Source organism: Thermicanus aegyptius DSM 12793 (genome assembly GCF_000510645.1).
Classification (GTDB): Bacteria; Bacillota; Bacilli; order Thermicanales; family Thermicanaceae; genus Thermicanus; species Thermicanus aegyptius.
Map to the genome: position 1 here is coordinate 1,791,251 of NZ_KI783301.1, position 25,788 is coordinate 1,817,038.

At 46.6% G+C, this 25,788-nt stretch carries 28 protein-coding genes and 1 other RNA gene; 1 reads left to right on the forward strand and 28 read right to left on the reverse strand.

Going from position 1 to position 25,788, the window contains the following annotated elements; translation table 11 throughout:
- Positions 1-17 precede the first annotated feature (17 nt).
- The 23 genes from ccsA to THEAE_RS22030 form a co-directional block, all read right to left on the reverse strand.
- Positions 18-1,235 (reverse strand): cytochrome c biogenesis protein CcsA, encoded by a 1,218-nt coding sequence (gene ccsA, locus THEAE_RS0109600; RefSeq protein ID WP_005584206.1) that lies wholly within the window; start codon positions 1,233-1,235, stop codon positions 18-20.
- A complete protein-coding gene (resB, locus tag THEAE_RS0109605; protein ID WP_028987292.1) occupies positions 1,232-2,812 on the reverse strand; it encodes a cytochrome c biogenesis protein ResB in 1,581 nt (526 codons plus the stop codon). Before resB ends, ccsA begins: the two co-directional genes overlap by 4 nt.
- Before the next feature lie 109 nt (positions 2,813-2,921).
- Positions 2,922-3,644 (reverse strand): pseudouridine synthase, encoded by a 723-nt coding sequence (locus THEAE_RS0109610; protein ID WP_028987293.1) that lies wholly within the window; start codon positions 3,642-3,644, stop codon positions 2,922-2,924.
- A 118-nt stretch (positions 3,645-3,762) separates the two neighbouring features.
- Entirely contained in the window at positions 3,763-4,296 is a 534-nt protein-coding gene (locus tag THEAE_RS0109615) for a spore maturation protein (protein ID WP_028987294.1), read from the reverse strand.
- Between the two features lie 4 nt (positions 4,297-4,300).
- Positions 4,301-4,894, reverse strand: a complete 594-nt coding sequence (locus THEAE_RS0109620) for a nucleoside recognition domain-containing protein (RefSeq protein ID WP_028987295.1) — start codon at positions 4,892-4,894, stop codon at positions 4,301-4,303.
- Positions 4,894-6,036 carry a D-alanyl-D-alanine carboxypeptidase family protein gene (locus THEAE_RS0109625; RefSeq protein ID WP_028987296.1) on the reverse strand — a complete coding sequence of 381 codons (1,143 nt, stop codon included), beginning with the start codon at positions 6,034-6,036 and terminating at the stop codon, positions 4,894-4,896. The genes THEAE_RS0109620 and THEAE_RS0109625 overlap by 1 nt, the downstream gene beginning before the upstream one ends.
- A 66-nt stretch (positions 6,037-6,102) precedes the next feature.
- Positions 6,103-6,699: an SMC-Scp complex subunit ScpB gene (gene scpB, locus THEAE_RS0109630; RefSeq protein WP_005585630.1), complete on the reverse strand. Its 597-nt coding sequence runs from the start codon at positions 6,697-6,699 to the stop codon at positions 6,103-6,105.
- Complete coding sequence (locus tag THEAE_RS0109635; protein ID WP_005585631.1) at positions 6,699-7,454, reverse strand: segregation/condensation protein A; 756 nt, start codon at positions 7,452-7,454, stop codon at positions 6,699-6,701. Before THEAE_RS0109635 ends, scpB begins: the two co-directional genes overlap by 1 nt.
- A gap of 15 nt (positions 7,455-7,469) precedes the next feature.
- Complete coding sequence (gene lysA, locus THEAE_RS0109640; protein ID WP_028987297.1) at positions 7,470-8,801, reverse strand: diaminopimelate decarboxylase; 1,332 nt, start codon at positions 8,799-8,801, stop codon at positions 7,470-7,472.
- 223 nt (positions 8,802-9,024) lie between these two features.
- Entirely contained in the window at positions 9,025-10,512 is a 1,488-nt protein-coding gene (locus tag THEAE_RS0109645; protein WP_005585635.1) for a spore germination protein, read from the reverse strand.
- Positions 10,513-10,556: 44 nt separating this feature from the next.
- The gene (locus THEAE_RS0109650) at positions 10,557-10,991 is read right to left on the reverse strand and encodes a stage V sporulation protein AB (RefSeq protein WP_028987298.1); all 435 of its coding nucleotides are present in this window, start codon (positions 10,989-10,991) and stop codon (positions 10,557-10,559) included.
- Positions 10,975-11,610: a stage V sporulation protein AA gene (locus tag THEAE_RS23700; RefSeq protein WP_039944411.1), complete on the reverse strand. Its 636-nt coding sequence runs from the start codon at positions 11,608-11,610 to the stop codon at positions 10,975-10,977. The genes THEAE_RS0109650 and THEAE_RS23700 overlap by 17 nt, the downstream gene beginning before the upstream one ends.
- Before the next feature lie 56 nt (positions 11,611-11,666).
- A complete protein-coding gene (gene sigF / locus THEAE_RS0109660; protein WP_028987300.1) occupies positions 11,667-12,422 on the reverse strand; it encodes an RNA polymerase sporulation sigma factor SigF in 756 nt (251 codons plus the stop codon).
- Between the two features lie 10 nt (positions 12,423-12,432).
- The gene (spoIIAB, locus tag THEAE_RS0109665; RefSeq protein ID WP_028987301.1) at positions 12,433-12,873 is read right to left on the reverse strand and encodes an anti-sigma F factor; all 441 of its coding nucleotides are present in this window, start codon (positions 12,871-12,873) and stop codon (positions 12,433-12,435) included.
- Positions 12,870-13,223 (reverse strand): anti-sigma F factor antagonist, encoded by a 354-nt coding sequence (gene spoIIAA, locus THEAE_RS0109670; protein WP_028987302.1) that lies wholly within the window; start codon positions 13,221-13,223, stop codon positions 12,870-12,872. The genes spoIIAB and spoIIAA overlap by 4 nt, the downstream gene beginning before the upstream one ends.
- 143 nt (positions 13,224-13,366) lie before the next feature.
- On the reverse strand, positions 13,367-14,524 hold the full coding sequence (locus tag THEAE_RS0109675; RefSeq protein WP_028987303.1) for a D-alanyl-D-alanine carboxypeptidase family protein: 1,158 nt from the start codon (positions 14,522-14,524) through the stop codon (positions 13,367-13,369).
- A 108-nt stretch (positions 14,525-14,632) separates the two neighbouring features.
- Positions 14,633-15,934: a pyrimidine-nucleoside phosphorylase gene (locus tag THEAE_RS0109685; RefSeq protein ID WP_028987304.1), complete on the reverse strand. Its 1,302-nt coding sequence runs from the start codon at positions 15,932-15,934 to the stop codon at positions 14,633-14,635.
- An 18-nt stretch (positions 15,935-15,952) separates the two neighbouring features.
- Positions 15,953-17,122 carry a phosphopentomutase gene (locus tag THEAE_RS0109690; protein WP_028987305.1) on the reverse strand — a complete coding sequence of 390 codons (1,170 nt, stop codon included), beginning with the start codon at positions 17,120-17,122 and terminating at the stop codon, positions 15,953-15,955.
- Positions 17,123-17,178: 56 nt separating this feature from the next.
- Positions 17,179-18,075: a site-specific tyrosine recombinase XerD gene (xerD, locus tag THEAE_RS0109695; protein ID WP_005585644.1), complete on the reverse strand. Its 897-nt coding sequence runs from the start codon at positions 18,073-18,075 to the stop codon at positions 17,179-17,181.
- 67 nt (positions 18,076-18,142) lie between these two features.
- Entirely contained in the window at positions 18,143-18,376 is a 234-nt protein-coding gene (locus THEAE_RS0109700) for a DUF4227 family protein (RefSeq protein ID WP_005585647.1), read from the reverse strand.
- A 57-nt stretch (positions 18,377-18,433) separates the two neighbouring features.
- A complete protein-coding gene (ald, locus tag THEAE_RS0109705) occupies positions 18,434-19,549 on the reverse strand; it encodes an alanine dehydrogenase (protein WP_028987307.1) in 1,116 nt (371 codons plus the stop codon).
- A gap of 104 nt (positions 19,550-19,653) precedes the next feature.
- Positions 19,654-20,151, reverse strand: coding sequence for a ferric iron uptake transcriptional regulator (gene fur / locus THEAE_RS0109710; RefSeq protein ID WP_028987308.1), 498 nt, complete (start codon positions 20,149-20,151; stop codon positions 19,654-19,656).
- A gap of 87 nt (positions 20,152-20,238) precedes the next feature.
- On the reverse strand, positions 20,239-20,841 hold the full coding sequence (locus THEAE_RS22030; RefSeq protein WP_005585650.1) for a stage II sporulation protein M: 603 nt from the start codon (positions 20,839-20,841) through the stop codon (positions 20,239-20,241).
- A 167-nt stretch (positions 20,842-21,008) separates the two neighbouring features.
- Between THEAE_RS22030 and ffs the strand changes: the two genes are divergently transcribed.
- An RNA gene (ffs, locus tag THEAE_RS22585) (signal recognition particle sRNA small type) lies at positions 21,009-21,107 on the forward strand.
- On the opposite strand, the gene THEAE_RS0109725 is transcribed toward ffs, so the two are convergent.
- From THEAE_RS0109725 to THEAE_RS0109745, 5 genes are read right to left on the reverse strand one after another with little or no spacing between them, the layout of a single operon-like run.
- Positions 21,099-22,106 carry a branched-chain amino acid ABC transporter permease gene (locus THEAE_RS0109725; protein ID WP_028987309.1) on the reverse strand — a complete coding sequence of 336 codons (1,008 nt, stop codon included), beginning with the start codon at positions 22,104-22,106 and terminating at the stop codon, positions 21,099-21,101. The two genes, ffs and THEAE_RS0109725, sit on opposite strands and share 9 nt — an antisense overlap.
- On the reverse strand, positions 22,107-22,973 hold the full coding sequence (locus THEAE_RS0109730) for a branched-chain amino acid ABC transporter permease (RefSeq protein WP_028987310.1): 867 nt from the start codon (positions 22,971-22,973) through the stop codon (positions 22,107-22,109). It lies immediately after the preceding gene.
- Positions 22,974-22,986: 13 nt separating this feature from the next.
- Positions 22,987-23,709 carry an ABC transporter ATP-binding protein gene (locus THEAE_RS0109735; RefSeq protein ID WP_028987311.1) on the reverse strand — a complete coding sequence of 241 codons (723 nt, stop codon included), beginning with the start codon at positions 23,707-23,709 and terminating at the stop codon, positions 22,987-22,989.
- Entirely contained in the window at positions 23,678-24,457 is a 780-nt protein-coding gene (locus THEAE_RS0109740; protein ID WP_028987312.1) for an ABC transporter ATP-binding protein, read from the reverse strand. The genes THEAE_RS0109735 and THEAE_RS0109740 overlap by 32 nt, the downstream gene beginning before the upstream one ends.
- Positions 24,458-24,486: 29 nt before the next feature.
- Positions 24,487-25,764: a substrate-binding domain-containing protein gene (locus THEAE_RS0109745; protein WP_028987313.1), complete on the reverse strand. Its 1,278-nt coding sequence runs from the start codon at positions 25,762-25,764 to the stop codon at positions 24,487-24,489.
- Positions 25,765-25,788: the final 24 nt, after the last annotated feature.

Here is a 25,788-nt window from a genome sequence, read left to right on the forward strand (position 1 = left end):
TATTTCAAGGCCCACCCTTATGCATAAGAATGGAGCCCGAAGATGACTAAATTAACGACGACTAAGGTGATCATTACTACCACGAAACCGAGAACCGCCATCCAAGAGGACCTTTTCCCATGCCAACCGCTGTTTAAACGAAGGTGGAGATAGATTGCATAAAAAAACCAGGTAATGAGAGCCCATACCTCTTTCGGATCCCATCCCCAAGGTCGCCCCCACGCCTCCGCCGCCCAGATCATGGCGAAGATGAGTGCCCCTAAGGTAAAAAGTGGAAATCCTATGGCGATCGAACGATAACTGACTTCATCAATGGTCTCCTCGTCGACGTCCACCAGCCGAAGCCAGCCTTGGATCACGGCCCCCAATCGCCTTCGAGCAATCAGCCGTAGGAGGAGATAGAAGAGGCTCCCTAAGAGGATCGACCACAAGACGGTGTTAAATTTCATCCCCGCATTTGTCCCCTTCATCCAGCCAGGAGTTTCGATAAAAGGACCGAAGCCGTTATTTGTAATCTTCTCTCCTTGATAGGGGGAAGCAATGCTGGGGATGTCGTAGGTAATCACCATCTGCCCACCCATCGGATTCGGCACGGAAAACTGCTCGCTAAATCCAATCGCCTTACAGACAAAGTTGATGGAGAGAAAACCGACTAAGGATAATATGGCCCACAATGTAAATTCTAACAAACGGTTTTCCCAATTGGAATGGGTTTGATCAACTTTATAAAGAAGATAGAGAAACCCTGCGGCAAAAGCAATCGCAAAGGCCCCCTCCCCAAGGGCGGCGGTTGTTACGTGAATTTGCAGCCAGTAGCTTTTCAAAGCCGGGATGAGAGGGGTGACCTTTGTTGGGAAGACGGATGCATAGGCAATCATGATGATTACGATTGGAATTGAAATCATTCCTAGGAGGGGAATTTTATAGATTCGGTAAATGATGAGAAAGGCGAGCGAAATGGAAAAAGAGAGGAAGGACATAAATTCAAACATATTGCTTGTGGGAGCATGTCCCCCTACAATCCATCGAAGAATCACAAAGATGAGTTGAAAGATAAACCCTAGGATGACCAATAGATATCCGCGTTGACCCCATTTTTCCGTGTGGGCGTCAGGATTTTCTACCCCCCTCCACTTTCTTCCGGTAATCGAAATAAAATAGCTGATGGTCGCGAAAATATATAGGAAAAACCCCAGTAACAAAGCCAATTGGCTCATTGTGATGAGCAGTTTCATCTCAATTTTTTTCCTCCCCGGTCTAATTCTTTTATGTTAAGAGGGAGATTTGCTACTTTGGCAATCCCCTCCAGCTCTTTTTTTAACCCAAACCAGTTCTTATTCGTGTGGGCAGCGAGGTATAAAGTTCCTTCTTTATAGTTTACCCAAATCCGCCGATGCTGCCAATAAAAACCCATAACCAGTCCCATCATCACGATCCCCATGGAAACATACAGGGCGGGCAGGCCTCGATCCACCCGTACCATAAGACCGGTGCGGTCTTTCAAGGTAAAGTTTGCGAGATCAAAGCGGTAACGATTATTCGGGGTTAAATCATCCCCGTTAACGCCTGCGATAACCCAGCTCTTCTCACCCTGGGGTACATCCGGGGAGATCGTTTCGACGACATAGGCGGGACGATTCGGAACATTACTTTTAGAGTAGGGAAGTTTCTCTTCGTTCAAGGCAAAATCAGGATAATATTCTAAAACCTTAACTTTGATTCCCCCTGCCAGGTCAAACTCAGACTTCGGATCATAAAGGCTTAACTCGATCTCCCCCACATTCTTGTTTTCTCGTTTATCGATCAAATTTAACCTGAGCGCATAAATTTGATCCGGTTGGCTCCCGGACTGATAAAGGTAAAGGCCATTGTATTCGAAGGGGTGGTTCACCTGAATCTCTCCCCTTTTCACCTCCTGCATGCTTCCATTGATCTCTTCATAAAGAATCGCGTCCGTTTGGTAATTTTTAACTATTTTGCCGTTTGTCTTAATCTTTTCCGGAAACTCATTTTCTTCATAATATTGAACCTGAAAATCTACGTTTTTCACATAGTAATTTGTCCCTGGAATCTTTTTGGTCTCTCCATCCCAGACCCAAACATACTCGTCCAAATAAAATCCGGGAATAAAACGAAGCATTACAGAGAGTAGGATCAGGATGAGCCCGATATGGTTGATGTAGGGGCCCCATCGGCTTATTTTTCCCTTCTCCGCCAGGAGAAGATCTCCTTCCCTTTTTAACGCATAATGTTTCCGCTTTAATACCTCAGCGAGAAGTTCGACCGGATTTTCCTCTATCTTTCCCTCCCAAAAAATCCTTTGACGGCGGAAAAAGTCCATGTGTCTCGGCAATCTTTGGCGATTTAATGCCTTATATAAGGGAATGAACCGATCCAGGCTGCAAATGATGAGGGAAATCCCGATCATTAAGAGAAGGAGGATATACCACCAGGAATAAAAGAGACGATGAAACCCAAGCGTATAATAAATTTGCCCAAACCACCCGTAAGTTTGGGGATAAAACTGCTCAGCCGGCAGACTCGATTGTTTAAATTGTTCCTGAGGGAGGATCGTCCCGATGATGGAAGCGACGAGGGCGATGGCAATCATCCAGATGGCCACTTTGACAGATGAAAAGAATTTCCATAGATGGTCTATCACTCCATGAGGGGCAAGGTTTGATCTTCTGGCCGCTCCCTCATAACGCATGTTCAACGGTTGGTCCGATTCCTCCAATGGTTTGCCGCATGCTTCACAAATCGAAGTTCCAGGCGGATTCACATGACCACAGCTGCATTTTATTTGCTCCATCTGTTTCCTCTCTTTCATCCCTGCAGAGGGTGATGTTTCTCTCCAGTTTTATTTTAACATTCCATGTGTCAAGGTTAAGGATAATTTGTGACTATTTTGTGACGGGTTTCTATCGATCCCTGGTGATCCTCCGTAGTTTGGCGACCTCTTCATCGGTCAAATGCCTGTATTCCCCTTTTTTTAATCCTTCCAACGTTAGAAAGGAAATTCGGACTCTCCTCAAGTAGAGAACCGGATGTCCTACCGCGGCACACATGCGCCGCACCATCCGATTTCTCCCCTCATGGATCGTTAGCGTCAACCAGGTTCCCCGCTTGTCCTTCTTCAAAACGCTTAGTTTAGCGGGTGAGGTCACACCATCCTCCAAAATAACTCCATTTTCCAATTGATCCAAAGCATAGGGGGATGGAATGCCTTCAACATGAACGAGATACTCTTTCTCTACTTCAAATCGAGGATGAATGAGCCGATAAGCCAATTCACCATCATTGGTAAGGAGCAGGGCTCCTTCCGTTTCATAGTCCAGACGCCCTACCGGATAAACCCTTTCTTTCAATCCCGCAATCAATTCCATAACGGTTCTTCGCCCTTCCGGATCTTTCACGGTGGTCATAACCCCTGCCGGTTTGTAAAGGAGTATATATACCCTCTTTTCTTTTTGTGGAATCGGTTTACCATCTACTTCAATATGATCATGAAGAGGGTCGACTCTCGTTCCCAGTTCAGTAATCACCTTGCCATTTACCTTTACTCTTCCCTTCCGGATCATCTCTTCGCATACCCTTCGGGAAGCGACTCCCCGCTCCGCCATCACCTTTTGTAATCGCTCCATTGGATCTCACCCATCCCTTATCTTACCCCGCCTTATAGCGATTCACAATAAGGGAAGGTTTTAACGATAAAAAGAAAAGCCGAATCGTTGATGATCCGGCCGTACGGCTTTTCTTTTTTTAACCAAAGAGGGCATGGGCAATCGTTACGGAAGTAATAATCCCGACAACGTCGGACATAAGACCTACGGCCAAAGCATGCCGATATTGTCGAATTCCCACGGAACCGAAATAAACCGTTAGGACATAGAGGGTTGTGTCCGTGCTTCCTTGCATGATGGAAGCCAATTTCCCAAGGAAAGAGTCCGGTCCGTACTGGGTAAAGATATGGGTCATCACCGCCGTTGATCCTGCACCGGAAATAGGTCGTAAAAGAGCCAAAGGAACAACCTCAGCCGGGATGTGAAAGAACACCAAAAGAGGACTGATGATTCCGATCAGTGTTCCTAAAGCGCCGGAATCCCGGAAGATCTCTACAGCCACGAGCATTCCCACCAGATGGGGAATGATCGAGATCGCCGTATCAAAACCATCCTTTGCACCATCAATAAAAGTTTCATAAATCGGTACCTTCTTCCACAATCCCGTCGTTAAGATACCGGCGATTGCAACCGGGATGGACCAGGTGGAGATGATCGCAAGAACCTCAAACACCCGTCTACCTCCCTTCACCGGAACGACTAAAACGGTGAAATATACGATCTAAAAAAATCGCAACGGAAGTAGACGTGATCGTTGCCAGAAGTGTGGCACCCACAATTTCTACCGGATTGTTGCTCCCTGCTGCGATACGGTATCCGATGATGGTGGTTGGAATGAACGTTAAGCCTGATGTGTTTAAGACCAGGAAGGTGATCATGGAGCGGGAGGCTACTTTTTTATTTGCATTGATTTCCTGCAGCTCCTTCATTGCTTTTAAGCCCATCGGGGTGGCGGCATTCCCCAATCCTAAAAGATTGGCGCTCATATTGGAAAGAATATAGCCCAAAGCGGGATGGTTTGGAGGGACCTCGGGAAAAAGGAAGCGTACCACCGGTTTCATCAATTTCGCAAAAGCTGCAAGAAGTCCCGCATCCTCTGCGATCTTCATCAATCCCATCCACAACACCAAAAAGCTGATCATGGTGAAGCTGATGGTCACTCCTGTTTTCGCTCCATTAAAAATCGATTGGTTGATCTTATCTAAACTCCCATTAACCGCAGACATGAAGAGGCCCAAGAGGATCATGCCACCCCAGATATAGTTAACCATCATGACACCTCCCGGATCAAAGATTGAAGAACAATGCCCCATTTATCTAAGAAGGAAGGTTGTTTCTCTTTCTTTGTTTTTAGATCATCGTTTTTTTGGGCGATTCGGAGGGGAACCTGATCGATCAATTCCTTTCCAAGAAAGAGATGGAGGTAACCGGAAGGAGCGAACCCCTTCTTTAAGTTTTCTTCATTCCATACCACTTTGGATGTGACTTTTCCCAGTTCCCCCTCTTGAAGGGGATAGACGGAAGATCTCATTGTCTCAAGGGTGAAATTCTTTCCTCTAAATACTTCATCCAAGGTATAATGTTCAGGGATAACTTCTACGTTTTGATATTCTTGAAAGCCATAATCAAGAAGGCGCATGGAATCGTTCCAGTCATTCCCGTCATGAAGGACGATCGTCGCCAACTGTCGCCCCTCGCGGGTGGCGGAAGAGGCTAAGCATCGATTTGCGATTTTTGTATACCCCGTTTTTATCCCATCGGCTCCAGGGTATAGGCGCAACATCTTATTTTTATTGATCCATTTCCGGTCCCATTCTTCTCCCGGCATAGGAACGTTCTTTATCTTTGTCGCTACGATTTTTTTAAAAATAGGATTTTTTAATGCGTAGGCCGTTAAAAGGGCCAAATCGTGGGCAGTGGAATAATGATCCGGATGGTCCAATCCATGAGGGTTCATAAAGTGGGTATTTGTCAATCCGAGAAATTCCGCTTTTTCATTCATAAGATAGACGAAACCATCTACGGATCCCCCGATATGCTCCGCGATGGCAACGGCCGCGTCGTTTCCGGAGCGCAACATCAACCCATATAGTAGATCCTCCAATCTCATTTCTTCATTTTGCCGTAAATAGATTGAAGAGCCTTCCACCCCAACCGCGTTCTTCCCCACCTTCACTTTATCTTCCAAGTTTCCTTCCTCGATGGCAACAATGGCGGTCATGATTTTCGTTAAACTGGCGATGGGGAGCCGCTCGTTGCCGTTTTTCTCGTACAGAACGCGTCCCGATTGAACATCAATAAGAGCTGCGGCTTTTGCTTGAATCGATGGACCTTTCGCAAAGAGAGGTTGAGGCAAGATGAAGAGAATGAGAAAACAAGAAAGGAAGAATAGTAAGCTCCGCCGCTTCACCATAAAATCCTCCCTGTCCCAGAGGTTTGGTACAAGTATATGCGAAACACAAAAAAAAAGACCGTCAATCTAACGGTCCTTTTCTTCTTCCGTTTTATTCTTTTCTTTCTCCTGTAAGGGGGAGAACAGCGGAGAATTTCCCTTATGATTTAGATCTTCCGGCAAAGAGGGCAATTCGTCCAAGGAATTTAATCCGAAATGTTCTAGAAAGAACGGGGTGGTCCCATACAGAATGGCTCTCCCCACTCCTTCTGCTCTCCCCATTTCTTTAATTAATCCTCTGGCCATAAGGGTCTGTATCGCCCGATCGCTCTTCACTCCCCGGATCTCCTCGATCTCGAGGCGGGTTATCGGTTGGCGGTAAGCAATAATGCTTAATACTTCGATCGCGGATTGGGATAGAGTGGTATTTTGGGGTTGATTGGCCAGTTTTCCGATATAGGGAGCATGTTTTGGTAAGGTGGTTAACTGAAAATGCTTGGCCACTTCTACAATTTGAATTCCTCTCCCCATTCGTTTCCATTCTGCCATCATCTCATAGAGAAGATCGAGGAGCATCTCCTCTTCCATTTCTACGATTTCAGCTAACTGTTTAAGGCTAAGCCCTTCATCTCCGGAAACGAAGAGAAGGGCTTCTATCAGGGATTTCTTTTCTTCATAATCCATTAAGAACCCCCACCTCCGCTCGGGATGGTGATCTTGATCTCACCAAAACGTTTTTCTTGGATACATTCGATTTTCCTTTGTTTGATTAATTCCAGAATCGCTAAAAAAGTAACAACCACGTCGCTTTTGGCGCAGTGGACCGAAAATAGACGGGAAAAGAAAAGGATCCCCCCTGACTGAGAAAGGTGCACCAAAATCTCCACACTCCTTTTTTCAATGGAGACCTCTTCCCTTTCTATGGTCGCCACCTTTTCTTTTTCCTGTTTTTGCCGCCAAACGGTCTGATAGGCGATATAAAGTTGGAGCATGGAAAGATCAAGGCGGCTATTTTCTTCTTTCTGTCGGTATAGAACCAAATCGGCGGCAGGGCGCGTATAGAGAAGATTCCTGGAGAGGCTTCGTTCCCTTAATTGATCGGCAACTTGTTTATATTTTCGATATTCGATCAGTCTCCTCACAAGTTCATCCCGGGGATCCAGTTCATCCTCCCAATCTTCATAAAGGGAGACTTGGCCCTCTTCCCTCGGTTTAGGAAGAAGCATCTTGCTTTTGATCTCCAACAAAGTAGCAGCCATTACTAAAAATTCACTGGCGATATCGAGTTGAAATTCCCTCATCCGATATAAATACGCAAGATACTGTTCCGTGATCTCGGCGATGGGAATATCATAAATATCTACTTCAGCCTTTTGAATGAGATGGAGCAACAGGTCGAGCGGCCCCTCAAAGTGTTCCAGCTTAACGGTATACGGCAAGAAATCTCTCCCCTCTTACTCCTTACTATGGACAAATTGCTGCAAGGAATCATTTAACGGGAGTTCATTGAGAAGCAAATCTTCATATCTCTCCCTGCGAACCACAAGTTTTTCTCTCCCCTCTTTCACAAAAAGAACGGCAGGACGGGGCATTCGATTATAGTTATTGGCCATGGAATATCCATAGGCCCCCGTGGAAGATACGGCTAAAAGATCTCCTGAATGCGCATGGGGGAGACGTGCATTCAGGATCAATATATCCCCGCTTTCGCATAGTTTTCCTGCCACCGCATACTCCTCTTCGTTTTTCTCATTCGCCCGGTTGGCGAGCATGGCTTCATATTTTGCTTGGTAGAGGGCGGGGCGCAAGTTATCGGACATTCCTCCGTCCACCGCTAAGTAATTTCGTATTCCCGGCACACGTTTGAGTGATCCGACCCGGTAAAGGGTCGTACCTGCTTCACCCACTATGCTTCTTCCCGGTTCAAACCAAAGCTCCGGAAGAGGCCATTTCCGTGAGGCAAAACTTCTTTTAACATGGAGAACGGTTTCCCCCAAAACGGTTTCTAACGGTTTTGGGTCATCTTCGCTTACATATCGGATCCCGAAGCCTCCGCCCAAATTTAATACGTTTATGGGAAGAATCGATTCATTTTTTTCAATAAATTGGATGATTTTATCGATGGCCGCAATAAATCCCTCTTCGCCAAAGATCTGCGACCCGAGATGCATATGAATTCCCATGAAGTGAAACTTTTGTGAAGAAAGGACCCGATCTAGGGCCATTTCCACCTGTCCGCTCGCCAAATCAAAGCCGAACTTAGAATCTTCCTGACCTGTCTGGATATACCGGTGGGTCGATGCATGAATTCCCGGCGTGATGCGAAGAAGGACGTTCATTCTCTTTCTTTTGAAGGTAAGGATAGATTCCAAAAGATCGATTTCATGGAAGTTATCTACAACCACGGCACCGATATTCGCATCAACGGCCATTTCCAGCTCTTCTTTCGATTTATTGTTCCCGTGAAAATGAATTCGTTCAGGAGGAAATCCGGCATGAAGAGCGGTATACAATTCCCCTCCCGAGACCACATCTAAGCCGAGGCCTTCCTCATCGATCAATTGGACGATGGCCAATGTGCAAAAAGCTTTACATGCGTAGGCTACGTGATATCTTACCCCGGCACGCTCCAAAACCTGGATAAATGAACGGCATCGTTCCCGAATCAGCGCTTCGTCATAGACGATGAGGGGAGTTCCGTACTTTTCAGCCAGGTACACCGTATCGCATCCACCAATTTCCAGATGCCCCCATTGATTAATTCTACTCGTACCATGCAGAATCATCTCTCCACTCTCCCCTGTTCTAACTCTACGAAACCGTCATAGTGAAAAAAGCGAACGCAAGGCGTTCGCTTCCCTCTACAGTCTCAACATGAGATACATCCGGTAAAAGAAGGCTTGCGACATAAAGGACATTACTTATCTTCACTTATCTTCTCTACACTATACCACAAGAATCCGTTTCCTTACAAGGAAAACTTTCATCCTTACTGGTTACCGGTGATTTTCATCCTTTACCGGCCTTTTGACCGTTTTGTGGATGAACGATACTGGGGCGAGTGGAGATCAACGGCAACGACATGCGTACCAAGATATGGATTATCCCTTTTAAATTAAAGGGAATAAATGGCCAGAAGTACGGGGTATTTAATGAACGGGTCGTAACGAGAAGGAGGAGAAAAAATAACGTTCCGAACAAAAATCCGGGTGCATTGAAGAGGTAGACCATGAAAATAAGGAAAAGACGGGATAGGCGATTGGCCAGGCTAAGTTCATAGCTAGGGGTGGAAAAAAGGCCGATCGCGGCTACCGACAAGTAAAGAATCACCTCCGGTGAAAAGAGGCCAACCTTTATCGCGACATCTCCAATTAACACGGCAGCGATTAACCCCATGGCCGTTGCGAGGGGAGTTGGAGTATGAATGGCCGCCATGCGCATCAGGTCAACCCCCATCTCCGCCAGGAATAGTTGGACAATAAGGGATACTTTTCCATGTTTTTTAGGCCCAATGAAAGAAAACTCAGGGGGGAGAAGATGGGGTTCTTTCACGTATAAATACCACAAGGGAAGAAGAAAGATGGAAGCGATAATCCCTAAAAAACGTATCCAGCGAATATAAGCTCCTGTGACAGGCGTTTGACGATACTCTTCCGCATGTTGCACATGATGAAAAAAGGTGGTTGGTGTAATCATCACACTGGGCGACGTATCGACATAAATTAAAACATGCCCCTCTAATATGTGGGTGGCCGCCACATCGGGCCGTTCCGTATAGCGAACCAATGGGAATGGATTCCATCCCCTACCCACAACGAATTCCTGGATCGACTTTTCGGCCATGGGAAGCCCATCCACTTCGATATCGCGTATTTTTTTGCGAATTAGGTCAACCAGCCCCGGATCGGCTACATCCTGCAGATAGAGAATCGCTACATCCATTTTGGAGCGCTCCCCCACCCTCAACATTTCGATGCGCAGGCGTTCATCCCGTATTCTTCTTCTCGTTAAGGCCGTATTCACCAAGATACTTTCTGTAAATCCGTCCCTGGCTCCCCGAACCACCCTTTCCGTGTCCGGTTCGTCAGGAGTTCGATTGGGATACTCCCTGGCATCGATGACGAAACCCTCGTCCATGCCATCCACCAATAGGACAAAGAGACCCGCCAGAATAAAGTCTGCCGCTTCATCGATGGTTTTTACCAAATTGACTTGCACATGGGTTAAATAATGTTGAAACAGTTCCTTAAAGGGTTGAGGGGAGAGATCGCCTCGATTAAGGGTAGAGAGGACCTGCAGGATGAGGACAAGCGTTCTATTATCCGTTAACCCATTCAGAAAAAAAATGGCCATTTCCCGGTCAGCCAATTTCATCTCCCGAACTCCGAAATCAAATGAGACGCCGAATCCAAGGCGTTGCTTCAGAATTTTAATATTTTCCTCAAGTTCTTTGTGAATCGGAAATCCGGATGAGGGATTTTTCTTCCTCGTTTCCATGAGACCGCTCCTTTCTCACTATGATTTAATTTATCCAACCTCGGTTACTCCGGTTTATAAAAAAAGAACCAATCGAGAAGCGAACCGATCACTTTCCCTAGAGCCATCGCCATGAGGAGGAGGAGGATTTCTCCCTCTAATCGGACCCGTTTTGCCAAAATGGGGATGACGTTAATCACCTCGGTTAGCGCTGCAGCAAGCAGCCCCACAAAGACACCAAATCCTAACCCCGCCGGGATGAGAAAAATAGGGATCCCTGGGATGGAAGAGAGGCTCGGAAAAAAATCAAACAGGGTAAAACAGGTGGCTCCAAAGGTGATCGCCCATTCGTATGACCGTATAGAGGAATAAGACTGGGTTAACTGTGCCAGCCGAGGGACGATATCAAGAACAGTGAGTAAGGCGACCATCCCTGTCCCCACCACGATTCCCCCACTGATCCCAATGAGGATCATCAACAGTTCATGTAGTACTTGCATCTTCTCCTTTTCGATTCTCCCTGTTCTCATGGTCCTTTGCAAACTTCTCCACATTCTCTTGGTAGAGATACATCTCTAACTCCAACGGACTGGGCTCTTCGTTCAATCTCTTTCGGAACAGATGATTAAAAAAGAGAATCATGCCTATCCCAATCCCGACCGAATAGGGAATCTGGAGCAGATAAGGATGGGGGTTTACCTTTCCGGTTAACAGATAATAAAATCGCTCGTGCACCTTCCCCATGCTCACATCCGTATGAAAATTCATGATGGCTAACCCGCTTCCTAGGAAGAGTAGGAGCCACACAGAAGCAACCTTCCACAAGGGAGCTTTTTTCCCTGATTCCTCCTTCACCTCAACTAAGGTTTCCTCGTCGCCAATCACATGGGGCATAAGATCCGGAAAGGATTTTAAAATTTCTTCAATGATCGTCATGGCATCGATTACGAAGAGATTCCCGTCTGCCGGAGTGATTTGTTGGAGAGTCATCCCTTTGAGGGAGGTCTTTACATGGGAAGGAGCCACAATTTGGGCGACATCATCCAAAGTTACTTGTTTCCTTGAGGAAGTGAGGGTTACCTTTCTTCGCAGCCGCAAATAAACCGCGTGGCCGATCATCCATCCTCCTCCTTCCATTTCTTCGGTTAGTATTTGCAAAAAAATAACAGATAAACCTAAAGGTCTATCTGTTTTCGAAGCATAGTTAAAATTTTTTTCTCTAAACGGGAAACCTGAACTTGGGAAATCCCCAACCGCTCCGCCACTTCCGACTGGGTCTGGTCCTTGTAATATCGGAGATATACGATGAGCCTTTCCCGTTCCGACAGCCGCTCAATCACATCTCTCAACGTTAAATTGGAGAACCATTTTTCTTCGGGATCATAGGCAATCTGGTCCATTAAGGTGATGGGATCCCCATCATTTTCATATACCGTTTCGTGAATCGAGGTGGGTGTCCGACTCGCCTCGTGGGCAAGGACTACTTCATCAGGAGTAATTCCCAACGCACCGGCGATTTCATGGATCGTGGGATTTCTGCCCAGCTCCTTCGCTAAATCATCCCTTTTTCTGCGGATTCGATGGTTCATTTCCTTTAGAGATCGGCTCACCTTTACAGAACCATCGTCTCTTAAAAAGCGCTGAATTTCTCCAATGATCATGGGAACAGCATAGGTGGAGAATTTCACCTCATAGCTCAGGTCAAATTTATCGACCGCTTTCAATAAACCGATCGCGCCAATTTGAAATAAATCATCCGCTTCATAGCCACGATTGAGAAAGCGTTGGACGACAGACCAAACGAGGCGAAGGTTTGCTTTTACCAGTGCATCTCTCGCTTCTTGATCCCCTTCCTGACTCTTTTTAATCAATTCTCTAACCTCTTGGTCAGAAAAAGAAGGGGGACTGGCACTCATAGGATGAAGCTCCATCGTCCCACCCCTAACTCAAAATCGTCTGATTTGACAGGTTCTTCACCATTTTTATCTTCGTCCCTTTCCCTACCTCGGTGGTAATCTCGACATGATCCATAAAATTTTCGATGATGGTAAAACCCATTCCGGATCGTTCTAATTCCGGTTTCGTGGTGTAGAGAGGCTGTCTGGCTTCTTCAAGGTTTGGAATCCCAACACCGAAATCCTCCACTTCTATGACGAGTTGCCTTTCATCCAATTGGACCCGGACGACGATGATTCCATCCCGTTTTTCTTCATAACCGTGAATGATCGCATTGGTTACGGCTTCGGAAACGACCGTCTTTATCTCATTTAGTTCTTCAAGGGTAGGGTCCACCTGGGCCACCAAAGCGGCGACGCTAACCCTCGCCAACGCCTCATTTTCGCTAAGACTAGGGAATTTAAGCTCCATGTAATTGGAGGTCATAAGGTCACCCCCAGCGAAGCGAGTACCTCTTCTTCCGTTTCTTTTACCGTTAAAATCTTAAACAATCCGGCTAATTCTAAAATCCGATAAATGGTGGGGTTCATGGAACAGACGAACATCTCACCTTTTTTGGCGGAGATCTGTTTATACCTTCCCATGAGGACACCTAATCCGGAACTATCCATAAAGGTTAAGTCCCGAAGATTTAAAATGAGATGGGTAAAGCCATGGCGTTCAATTTTTTCCCCCAGCGTTTGGCGAAGATCGTTCGCCGTATGATGATCCAGCTCCCCCTTTAAGCGAACGACAAAAACCTTATCACGTTCAAGAATTTCAACCTGAAGGCTCATTTCCACTATTTCACTCCTTCTCCCGAAGTCTTTTCATATATTTCTCTTTCTGAATATCCAACTCCTGCCAGGCGACAAAAATAGAAAAAAATCGAGCAACATCGTCTTGTTGTTGTCTCGATCTGAGCTGCCCTTCTTTTCACTTAAAAGGAAAGTAAAGTATGGAAAACCCGCATATACATTTCGCCGAAATGAATTCTCTTGCTATCTTCTTTTAAGACGAGATCGACCTCTCCCACCACCGTTCCTTCCCTTGTCACTTTAAGCTTACCGATCACCTCCCCTTTTTGCAGGGGTGCTTTCAGTTGAGGAGTTAAAGAAATTTGCTTTTGGTAATCCTCCGCCTTTACTCCCCTTTTTGTCAGGATTCCAACCTGAAAGGATGTAACGGCCGAAACTTGGTTTGGGCTTCCTTTATCGATTCTTACCTTCGCCACCTCCGCATCCTTGGGATAAAGGACGTGTAAGGTATATTGGGAAAAGGCGTAATCGAGGAGTTTTACCGTTTCGGCGTTTCGCAATTTCGCATTGGGCTCACCAAGTACCACTGCAACAAGACGAAGATTTCCCCTCTTGGCGGTCGCAGACAAGCAGAATTTCGCTTCATCGGTGTAACCTGTTTTTAATCCGTCCATTCCCGGATAAAAACGGACGAGCCGATTCGTATTGACGAGCCAAAAAGGGTTCTTGCTCTCCTTTCGCAGGTAGTCTTGATATATGCTCGTATATTTAGTGATCTTATCATACCGGAGAAGTTCTCTGCTCATGATGGCGATATCCCTGGCAGTAGTGAAATGATCCGGTGCCGGAAGGCCATTCGAGTTCTGAAAATGGGTGTTATTCATTCCTAATTCTTTTGCTTTTTGGTTCATTCTCTTAACAAATTCTTCTTCGGTACCGGCAATATATTCCGCCAAGGCAACCGCCGCATCATTACCCGAAGCGACCGCCACTCCTTTAAGTAAATCCTGAACCGACATTTCTTCTCCCGGTTCTAAAAAGATTTGGGATCCCCCCATCGAGGCTGCATATTCGCTTGCTCTCACTTTATCGTTGAGAGAGATGCTTCCTTTCTCGATGGCCTCCATCACGAGGAGCATCGTCATGATCTTGGTGATACTCGCAGGAGGCAATTTTACGTCCGGATTTTTGCTGTAAATGATGGTGCCCGTATCCACATCCATGAGAAGAGCCGATTTTGCATGGGGAGCAAGGTCGACGGTTTCTTCAGCGAAACCGGTTTGGGGAAGAAAGAGCATGATGATAAGTGTGCAGAACATCATAATGAGCGCTCGTTTCATAAAAAAATCCCTCCTGCCTCGCGCTATTCCTCCTTCTATTCTTCGCATAAAGAAGGGCTTTTATACCTGGGCAGAGGGAATTTTTCTCTTTTTTCCTTTGATCGTCATTTATTCGATGACACCGTAAACAAAAGGAGACGGTTCAGGGCTCTTTTCTTCGATTTGAAAAGACGACTGAAATAATGCGAGCGTTTCTCTGTCCGGCTTTCGATTCGAATGGAGAATTCCAAGGGGTTCGCCCCTTCTCACCGGATTCCCTATTTTTTTCCTCAATGTTACCCCGGCGGCATGATCGATTTGATCCTCTTTTTTCTCCCGTCCCGCACCGAGACGCATTGCAGTGAGCCCCACCTTCTCGGCATTGATCTTTGTGATGTATCCATTTCTTTCGGCAAACACCTCGGTATGGTAAGAGGCGGTGGGAAGCTTCTCCGGATCTTCAATGATCGAAGGATCTCCCCCCTGCGCTTCAATAAAGCGGCGGAAATACTCCAATGCTTCTCCTGTGTCCAAGGATTTCTCTACCGAGAGGCGAGCCTGTTCAAGATCTGTAAATGCTTCTCCAAGGACCGCCATATGAGAAGCCAATGTGAGCGAGATCTCCCTTAAGTCCGGAATCGTTTCCCCTTTTAAAACCTGGATCACCTCTTTGATTTCGTTCCCATTTCCCACTTCAAAACCTAAAGGCTGATCCATATTGGTTAAGACCGCCACCGTCTTCTTACCCAGGCGATTTCCGATCTTAACCATCCACTCGGCTAAGCGACGGGCATCCTCCTCTTTTTTCATAAACGCCCCGCTCCCTACTTTTACATCGAGAAGGATGGCATCCGCTCCGGAAGCCAGCTTTTTGCTCATGACGGAGCTCGCAATGAGGGGGATGGACTCGACGGTGGCGGTCACGTCCCGGAGAGCATATAATTTCTTATCTGCAGGGACGAGATTCCCTGTTTGTCCAACGATGGAGAGCCCCACTTCCTTAACGGTTTGGATAAACTCGTCCCTGGATAGCGAAATGCGAAAACCGGGGATCGATTCTAATTTATCAAGGGTTCCCCCCGTATGCCCCAAACCCCGCCCCGACATTTTAGCGACAGGAACCCCCATCGAGGCGACCAGAGGGCCAACAATTAAGCTGATCTTATCGCCTACACCCCCTGTAGAATGTTTATCCACCTTCTTGCCCGGTATTGGACGTAAATCAACCGTCTCCCCCGAATTGGCCATGTATGAAGTGAGAAGAGCCGTCTCTTCTTCGTTCATTCCTTGGAAATAGATGGCCATGAGGAGTGCCGAGATTTGATAATCAGGAATGCTCTCTTTCGTTACCCCTTCGACAAAAAACCGGATTTCTTCTGCCGTCAAGGGATAACCTTCTCTCTTTTTTTCAATCAGATCGATCATTCGCATTGAAACGTACTCCTCTAACTAAAGTTGATGGAGGAAACTTTCCCCATGGTCGGGCCTTTCTATGTTGAAATTGTCGGCTATTGTGGCCGCCACATCGGAAAAGGTGGATCGTATTCCCATATTTTCTCCTTTTTCTATCCCTTTGTGATAGAGAAGGATAGGCACATATTCCCGGGTATGGTCCGTCCCCGAATGGGTGGGATCATTTCCATGGTCTGCCGTGATGATCAAAAGATCACCTGGATGAAGTCCATCCAAGAGTTCAGGCAGACGGGCATCAAATTCCTCCAATGCTTTTTTATACCCTAACGGATCCCTGCGGTGTCCATATTTGGAATCGAAATCGACCAGATTTGTAAAACTGAAACCTTCAAAATCCTTTTCCATTGCTTTCAGGGTCGCATTCACTCCATCTTGGTTGGAGGTGGTGTGTATGCTTTCGGAAATTCCTTCACCAGCAAAGATGTCTGAGATTTTTCCAATGGAGAGAACTGCATAGCCCCCAACCAGCAAACGATTCATTACCGTAGGTTGAGGGGGTTTGACGGAAAAATCCCTGCGATGGGGTGTTCTTTGAAAAGAGCCGGGTTGACCTATATAGGGACGAGCGATCACCCTTGCCACCGCAAATTCTGGTTGAAGGGTCAAACGTCTCGCGATCTCGCAACCCCGGTAAAGCTCCTCCAGGGGGATTACTTCTTCATGGGCGGCAATCTGAAAAACGCTGTCCGCCGATGTATAAACGATCCAGGCTCCCGTCTTAAGCTGTTCTTTTCCCAGCTCCTCGATGATGACGGTTCCCGAAGCCGGCTTATTGCCGATTACCTTTCTTCCCGTCTCCTTCTCAAATTGTTGGATCAGTTCCTTTGGAAACCCATTCGGGTAGGTCTTAAAAGGAATTTCCACTTTAAGGCCCATCAATTCCCAATGTCCGGTTGTGGTATCTTTTCCTACCGATGCTTCAGCCATCTTTCCAAAGTGGGCTGCGGGAGTGGAAACGGGAGGGATTCCCTCAATGGGTGCAATATTTCCCAATCCTAAACGGGCCAAATGAGGAAGAGAGAGTCCCACCTCGCTTGCTATGTGCCCCAGCGTATTGACCCCTTCATCTCCATACTCCTTCGCATCGGGAAGAGCCCCGATTCCCACACTATCTAAAACGATACAAAAAATCCTTGAAAAACGCATGTCCCAGCCTCCTCATGCATGCCTCGAATCCTGAACTAACTCTGTCATTCCTCGTTTTATGCCCGCGGGTGCGTCTTATTGTACACCTCTTTTAAACGACTTGGCGTAACGTGGGTGTAAATTTGGGTCGTCGAGATATCGGCATGGCCCAGCATCTCTTGAACCGCCCGCAAATCGGCGCCATTTTCCAGCAGGTGGGTGGCAAACGAATGTCGCAACGTATGGGGAGTGATGGGCTTTGATATCCCCGCATGCAAAGCATATTTCTTCATGATTTTCCAGAATCCCTGTCTTGTCAGTCCTCCACCGAGGTGGTTTAAGAAAAGATGATCGGTCTCCTTCCCCTTAGCCAATTTCACCCATCCCTTGGCTAGATATTGTTCCAAAGCCGTTATGGCCTTCGAACCTAAAGGAATGATCCGCTCCTTTGAACCTTTACCCATACAGCGGATAAAACCAAGATTTAAATTAATGTCGGTCTTCTTTAAAGAGATTAACTCGGAGACGCGGATCCCCGATGCATATAAAACTTCCAACATCGCCTTATCCCGCAGTGAAGAGGGTTCTACCCCTTTAGGCTGCTCCAAAAGAGTTTCCACTTCCCGCATGGAGAGGGTTTTTGGGAGCCTCCGTGCGATCTTTGGCGTGTCCAGATTAGCCGAAGGGTCATTCTCCAGGATCTTTTCCCGATAGAGGTATTGATAAAAGGAACGAAGAGCGGTCAGGTTCCTGGAGATGGTGGCGGGTGCCTTTTTCTCTTTTTGAAGTTTTTGCAAATAAGCGAGGATCTCCCCGCGGTTAGTCTCTTCTGCATATCGAATCCGGCGTTCATTGAGAAAATGGATATAGGAGGTCAAGTCCCTCTCGTAAGAGATCAGCGTATTCATAGCCAAGCCTTTCTCAATGGCTAAGGAATCTATGAATGATTTTAAACACTGGGTTAACTCGTTCATGCAATCTCCCTGCCACAGTCTTTAAACTCCTATGATTCCATTCGACAAAAGGATATCATTTTCCTCCTTATTCCCCATTTCCCCAGAAGTTAAAAAGAATGGTGTGCAAATCCTCCTCATTCCTTTGATAAACGACCGGAGAAATCACTTCAATGGAACTTCCGTCCGGACGTTGAAATTGAAAATGAGGGGTAATTTGCTCCAATCCCCAACGGATCAGATGATAAAAGATAAAAGTGAGTAGGGAAAAAATGATCAGCAAAAGGAGGAATTCCATCCACTTTTTTAAAGAAATAATCATAAAAACTCGCCCCCTTCAAGATAGTATATGAAGAAGGCGAGAAAAACATACCCGAGTTTAAAGAAGTTGTTGTAAAGGCTGATAAGGGAGCCCCAATGAATCAGCCACCCCTTTGTACGTTACCACACCCTGGTATACATTTACCCCTTTTGCCAGAGGAACATTTTCTTCCAGAGCCCTTCTTAATCCCTTTGAGGCAATTTGAACCGCATAGGGGATGGTCACATTCGTGAGGGCAAGGGTAGAGGTTCTTGGAACCGCCCCGGGGATATTGGCCACGGCGTAATGAACCACATCATATTTCACATAGGTTGGGTTGCTATGCGTCGTTACCCGGTCGATGGTCTCAATGGATCCCCCTTGGTCGATGGCGACATCGACAATGACGGAACCGGGGGACATTTTCTTCACCATCTCCTCGCTTACCAATTTTGGCGTGCGGGTTCCTGGTACGAGAACGGCCCCGATGAAAAGATCCGCTTCCGCCACTGCTTGTCCGATATTATAGGTATTGGACATCAGGGTGGTGAGCCTCCCTGCAAAAATATCGTCCAAATAGGCAAGGCGTTCCGGATTTAGATCGATGATGGTTACCCTCGCCCCCATCCCTAAGGCAACCTTCGCCGCATTGGTCCCTACGGTTCCTCCCCCGAGGATCACCACATGGGCCGGAGGAACACCCGGAACGCCACCTAATAGAATTCCTTTGCCGCCGTAAGGTTTTTCCAATAATTGGGCCCCAATCTGGACGGCCATTTTGCCGGCCACTTCACTCATCGGGGTGAGTAAAGGGAGGGAGCCATTGGGAAGCTGAATGGTTTCATATGCGATCGCCGCGACTTTCTTTTCCATTAAAGCTTTGGTCAACTCCGGCTCCGGAGCAAGATGAAGATATGTAAAAAGAATTAAGCCCTCGCGAAAGTATTGATATTCACTCGGCAGGGGTTCTTTTACCTTAATCACCATTTCAGCCGTTTCCCAGATATCGCTTGCGTTTTCCAAAATCTGTGCTCCGGCTGCTTTATAATCCTCATCGGAAAATCCGCTTCCTGCTCCGGCCATGGTTTCAATCAATACTTGATGGTTCTCCTTTACCAATTGAACCACCCCGGCGGGAGTGATGGCTACCCGATTCTCATTGTCCTTAATCTCCTTTGGAATTCCGACGATCATCTTGTCTCCTCCTTGTCGTAAAAAAACTGGTAATCATTTTTCTTTCCCATATATTAATATATTAAAGGTTAAAGAGAAAAGTTTCAAATTAAAAAGCTTCCTCTTTATTCAACCGGAAGCTTTTGATTTTCCTTCATTTCTTTCTCAGGACTTTCACTTTGTTTTTTTTGGCATTCCGAACAAACTCCGTGAAAAGTTAAACGGTGATCAATAATGGAAAAATGAAATGTCTCTTCGATCTTCTTCTCCACTTCCCCCAGATAATCTTCCTCAATCTCTTGGACCTTTCCACAATGTACACATAGAAGATGATGGTGATGATGCTGGGCGCTCTCGGAGCGAAAGTCGTAACGGGTTACCCCATCACCAAAGTTAATTTTATGGATGATGCGTAGATCGCTCAGCAATTCCAACGTACGATAGACGGTGGCTAAGCCGATATCAGGAGCCCGATCTTTTAAGGCTAAAAAAACATCTTCCGCGCTGAGATGATCTTCAATATTCTCTAATAAGATACGAACCGTCGCTTCCCTTTGCGGGGTTAATTTATAATTATGGGCATGTAAAATCTGTTTGATCCGTTCAATTCTCTCTTCTTCCATGCAGGATCCCCCCTGCCTTGACAAATTAAATACTACCCCCATTATAGAAGAGAGGAAGAAAAGAAGTCAAATGAAAGATGGGAAGGATCAGAATCCCATGAGGTAAAGGGACTGCTCCATGAGAGTTAGAGCAATCGTTTTTTCATACCAGCTTATCAATGCAGCCAGTACAAAAGAAATAACGGTAAAATAAAGAAATCGGAGCAGAATCGGTTGTAATTTCCCTTGAGCAGATAATATGCGGTTTAGAAACAAGTAGAGGGATACGGATAAACCCATCGCCGCCATGAGCATGTACAGGGGAAGGAGCAAGAGATTCTGAGGGAGAACCGAATAAAGGAAGAAAAGAACACCTTTTTCTTTAAATAAAAGAAGGAGCGTTGAAAATGTAAAACCAAGCAGCGTGCCTTTTATGAACAGAAAAAGGAGGAGAAGCGGGCTCCCAAGGACCGAGATGCCCAAAAGGAAAAAGAGGAGAATCCATTTCCCGTGATGGAAGAGGAGCGAAAATAAGGCTGCTTCCCCATGAACCGTTTGATCCTGGGAAAAATCGGCGAAAAAATGGGAGAGATAATCATGAAGGCTTCCGGCTTGCTCCTTGGGAAGCAGCAGGGCAAAAAGGACTCCGAAGATGAATCCTGCCATGTATAAATAAAGGATGAAACGGCTCAGTATACCCACTCTTTCCATACCTTCCCCTCCTCTCTACAGTCTATGAGAGGGAGGAGAAAGAGATGCCAATCATGGTGGAGAATCTTAGCCAATTCCACAGGATAGGATCATGAGGAGAAAGAAAAGGGGGAATTCCCATATAATGGATTATCCATCCTCTTGTCATGGAAGAAAAATTGTGTTATAGTTAGTAAACCAGCAAGCACCTACCTCCGAACCAGGTCAGGTCGGGAACGAAGCAGCCTTAAGGAGGTGTGGACTGTGCTGGTTTCCTTTTATTCTGATTCGGCCCTCTCCTGTATGAGCCCCACAGATGAATAAGAGGTCTTTCCCTTCCCTTTCGATTTCGGAATCATTTGATAAATGGTACCGACGATCCCGAGGGGGAAAAAGCGAACAGCCAGGATATAGACGAGGCCAATAAAGAGGAGCCATCTCTCGAAGAAAGGAATGGTTTTTGATAAATCCTGCAATCCTTGGGAGACGAGTTCGATTAGACCTGCCCCCAACACCGCTCCGATCAATGTTCCCACACCTCCTACAATGGTCATCAGAAGGGCATCCAACGTGAGGTCAACGCCTAAAACACTGGGGACGCTGACAAAACGCATTCCGATTCCATAAAGAATGCCTGCAAAACCGGCTACAACGCCGGCCACTACCGAAGCGATCAGCTTATATCGAAGAACAGGATAGCCAAGAGCCTCCATGCGCCGTTCATTCTCACGAATCCCTATGAGAATCCTCCCCATGGGTGAAAGCGTAAATGTACGCAACAGAAAGTAAATGAGGAGCATCATCGCGATCGCAACATAGGAGAAGGTTAATTTATCCTTAAAAAAGGCAGGGACAGAATAGCTGAATCCATCTGCGCCTCCCGTCATGGATTTCCATTTTTCTGCGATGACCGCTAAAAGTTCGGCTACGGCCAGGGTGAGCATGGCAAAAAAATGGCTTTTAATACGGGTTGTAAACGCGCCCAAAAGAAGGGAAAGAAGTGTGGTAAAGATCATCACCAGAAGAAAGGAGAAAAGGAGCGTTCCCCAATGGGCTCCCATCTCTCTCATGAGAATTCCGGTTGTAAACGCGCCGATTCCAAAATACATGACGTGTCCAAAAGATACGATTCCTGTAAACCCGAGAAGAAGATCGTAGCTCATAGCGAAAATGGCCATGATCGCAATGTTTATGAGTATGATGAGGCTGCTGCGGGATTCCATAAAAAAGAGGGGAAGTAAACCGGCGATCAAGATGAAGAGAAGAAAAGAAATCTTTTTTACCACTTAATATCTCTCCTTTGTTCCGAATAGGCCCTGAGGACGGAGGGTTAAGATGAGAATCATCAGGAGCATATTGACCGCCATGGAGATGTCGGGAAAGAAATAGGCGATGTAGGCATTTGCAAGTCCAACCAATAGTGAAGCGGATGCAGTACCCAAAATCTGCCCCATCCCTCCAATCACCACCACGACGAAGGCGAGCAACTGATATTCCATGCCGATCTCAGGGGTAAAAACGCCTACATAAGGACCTATCATCACACCTGCAAGGCCGGCCAATCCGGCCCCCAGAAGAAAGACAAGGAGAAACATGAGGCGTACATTATACCCCAGGGTTTCAACCATCTCTTTATTCATGACCCCTGCTCGGATCACCAGTCCCCACCTTGTTCCCATGATGAAGAAATGAAGGAGGGCAAGAAGGATCACTCCCATAAGAATAATAAAAAGGCGGTATTTAATCATGACGATCCCACCGAAGGTAAAACTGCCGGCCAACCAATCGGGTATAAGGGCTCTGACCGGATTTGCTCCGAAAAAAAGCTTAATCAGTTCTCCCAATAGAATCATGGTCCCCAAAGTGATGAGGATCTGCTGTACATGATTTCCATAGACCGGAGCGATAATCCATTTTTCCATGAGATAGCCGAAGAAAATCCCCGTAAGAAATCCGATGAATAATCCGAGAATGAAATGTCCACCGGCTAAATATCCCCAAGTTCCCATATAAGCACCCCAGGCGAAGAGACCTCCATGGGCGAAGTTAAGCACTCCCATCAATCCAAAGATGAGGGATAATCCGGCAGCGAGGAGAAAAATGAGAAACCCGGTTGCCAGTCCATTGATGGTTAACGAAAAAAAGAGATTCATAGTTCCCCTCCTTTCATGCAATTCCTAAATATTTTCTCTTCAGGAGATCATCCCCGGTTAATTCTTCCATTTCCCCGGTTTTCACCGTTCTTCCGTCATCGATGATGACAAAACGATCGCCGATCCGACTCGCTATAATGAAATTTTGTTCCACCAACAATATCGTGGTATGTCTTTTGATCGCAACCAGTGATTCCATCAGGGTTTCTACCATCACGGGGGCCAACCCCTTACTGGGTTCGTCGATCAGGAGGATGCGGTTATCATTCATATACGCCCTAGCGATGGCTAACATCTGTTTTTGTCCGCCACTTAGTGCCCTGCCCTTTTTCTTCCAAGCTTTTTTCAAGTCTGAAAATTGAGAGAGAATCCATTCCAAACGTTCATTTTTCTTTATGTCCATCTTCCCCATGGCGATTTTCATGTTCTCTTCAACGGTAAGGCCGGCGAAAATTCCTTGATCCTCCGGAATAAATCCAATCCCCCTTCTGGAGATTTGGTATGGGGATAACCGATGGATCTCTTCCCCTTCAAAGAGGATGGATCCCTTATAAGCCTTGTTTAATCCCATAATCGTACGGAGTGTCGTCGTCTTCCCCGCTCCGTTCCTCCCAAGCAAGACGGTTATTTTCCCTTTTTCCGCCTCCAGCGAAACGCCTTGAAGGATGTGAAATTGGCCGATGTAAGTTTCTACTCCATCCAGTTTAAGATGGATATTGTGATGAGACCTCTCCATGGTATAATCCTCCCAAATATGCAGATTGAACCACCTCATTCTCCATGATCTCTTTTGGGGAGCCGTCCGCGATGAGTCGGCCATGATGAAGCACGGCCACCGAATCGGAAAGGTCGAGAACCATATCTACCTTGTGTTCGATGAGAAGGATGGCCCTCTTCCGCTCATCCCGCAAACTTCTGATCACCTCAAGAATGGAGGGGACCTCTTCTAAGGACATTCCCGCCGTCGGCTCATCAAGGAGGAGGAGTTTGCTGTCTAAGGCGAGCAACATGCCAATTTCCAACTTTCTTTTATCCCCATGGGGTAAATGTTTAGCCAAGTCATATGCTTTTGAAGTTAATTTCGCCTTTTCCATGATCTCCTCGGTTTTACGATTCATCTCCTTGAACGAAAGGTGGTGGCGGAGCACATGGTGGGAGGCTTTTCCCCTCGTCTGAACCGCTAAGCGGAGATTCTCATGGACGGTGAGATTGGGGAAAATATTGGCGATCTGAAAAGAACGACCCATTCCCATCTGGGTGCGGGCATGGGGAGGGAGAGAGGTGATCTCTCTCCCCTCAAAGTAGACGCTGCCCTTCGTCGGTTTTAGCTGACCGCTTATGAGATTAAAGAAGGTTGTTTTTCCCGCCCCATTTGGACCGATGATGGATTTAAAATGATCTTCCTCTAAGGTGAAATTTACCTCATGTACCGCCGTGTGCCCGCCAAAAGAAATCGTTAAATCTCTCGTCTCCAACAGTTTCAAACTTCCACCTGCTTTCCGAGTCCTTCGGGTTATTTTTGATTCATAATGGGCGGTGCAGTCTCCTCAGGTTTTAACTCGCGAATCAGTTTAGGTACCGGATAATCGGTCCCTTCCTCCTTTACCAACTCTGCCACATAGAGAGCCTGGAGAGCCTGATGGTCTTCCTTACGGAAGGTCATCGTCCCTTTTGGGGAATCAAAACTCATTCCTTCCATGGCGGAAATTAAGGTATCCGGATTTGTATCCCCATTGGTCTTCTTCACCGCTTCCACGATCGCCATCGCCGCGGTAAAACCTCCGGCGGTAAATAGATCGGGAACTTCTCCGTTAAACTTTTCTTTATGCTTTTCCACCAACCAATCATTTACCGGATTCTTCGGCAACCGGTAATTGTAAACGGTAAATCCTTTTAATCCTACGGCCGTATCGCCCATGGCTTTAAGTCCTAAGATGTCCGGGAATCCGGTAATGGGGGTCACTTTTTCAAAGAGTTTCATATCTTTCATCTGCTGCCATGGGGTATTGGCCCCGGCCCAAACCACATAAACATATTCGGCACCTGAATTCATCACTTTCTGAATGTGGGCGGTGTGGTCGGTAATCTTCGGATCGGTAAACTCCTCCAATACGATGGTGTGGCCAAGTTTTTCCGCCTCCCTCTTAAAGGAAGCAGCGCCATCTTGACCGAAAGCATAATCTTGAGCATAGATCGCAATCTTGGCATGAGGCCGATCGATGGATTGGGCGGCAGCGGCGGCATCTTGGGAGGAGTTTCGGCCCGTGCGGAAAATATATTTGTTCCAAGCCGTCCCTGTGATGGCGTCGGCTACAGCAGGCTCTACAATCATGATCCGCTTATACTCTTCCGCGAGCGGCAAGACGGAAAGGGCTGCCCCGGAACTGGTGGTTCCTACGAGAAAATCTACCTTATCCTCATCCAGGAGCTTCGTCGCTTTTTCGATCGCCACTTTGGGATCGAGTTGATCATCCTCTGTAAGCACCTCAATTTTCCTTCCGGCTACTTCCCCCGTTCCCCCCGTTGCATACTCGATCCCTAGTTGAAATCCCTGGATCGTTTGTTTTGCATACGCTTCCAAAAGACCTGTCTTTCCGGCTAAGATCCCAATTTTAAGGGGTTTCTTCTCTTGGGTAGAATTTCCCCCGCCTCCTTGATCCCCGGTAACCGCTTGGGTTCCGTTCCCGGGGGAAGGATTGGCGCCGTTCTCCTTTTGCCCGCAACCGGCTAAAAGAAGTGCTAAAGCGAAGAATAAAAGGAATGCTTTTGGAACGAAATGGATCCGACTCATTTCATAACCCCCTTCGGTTCGTTT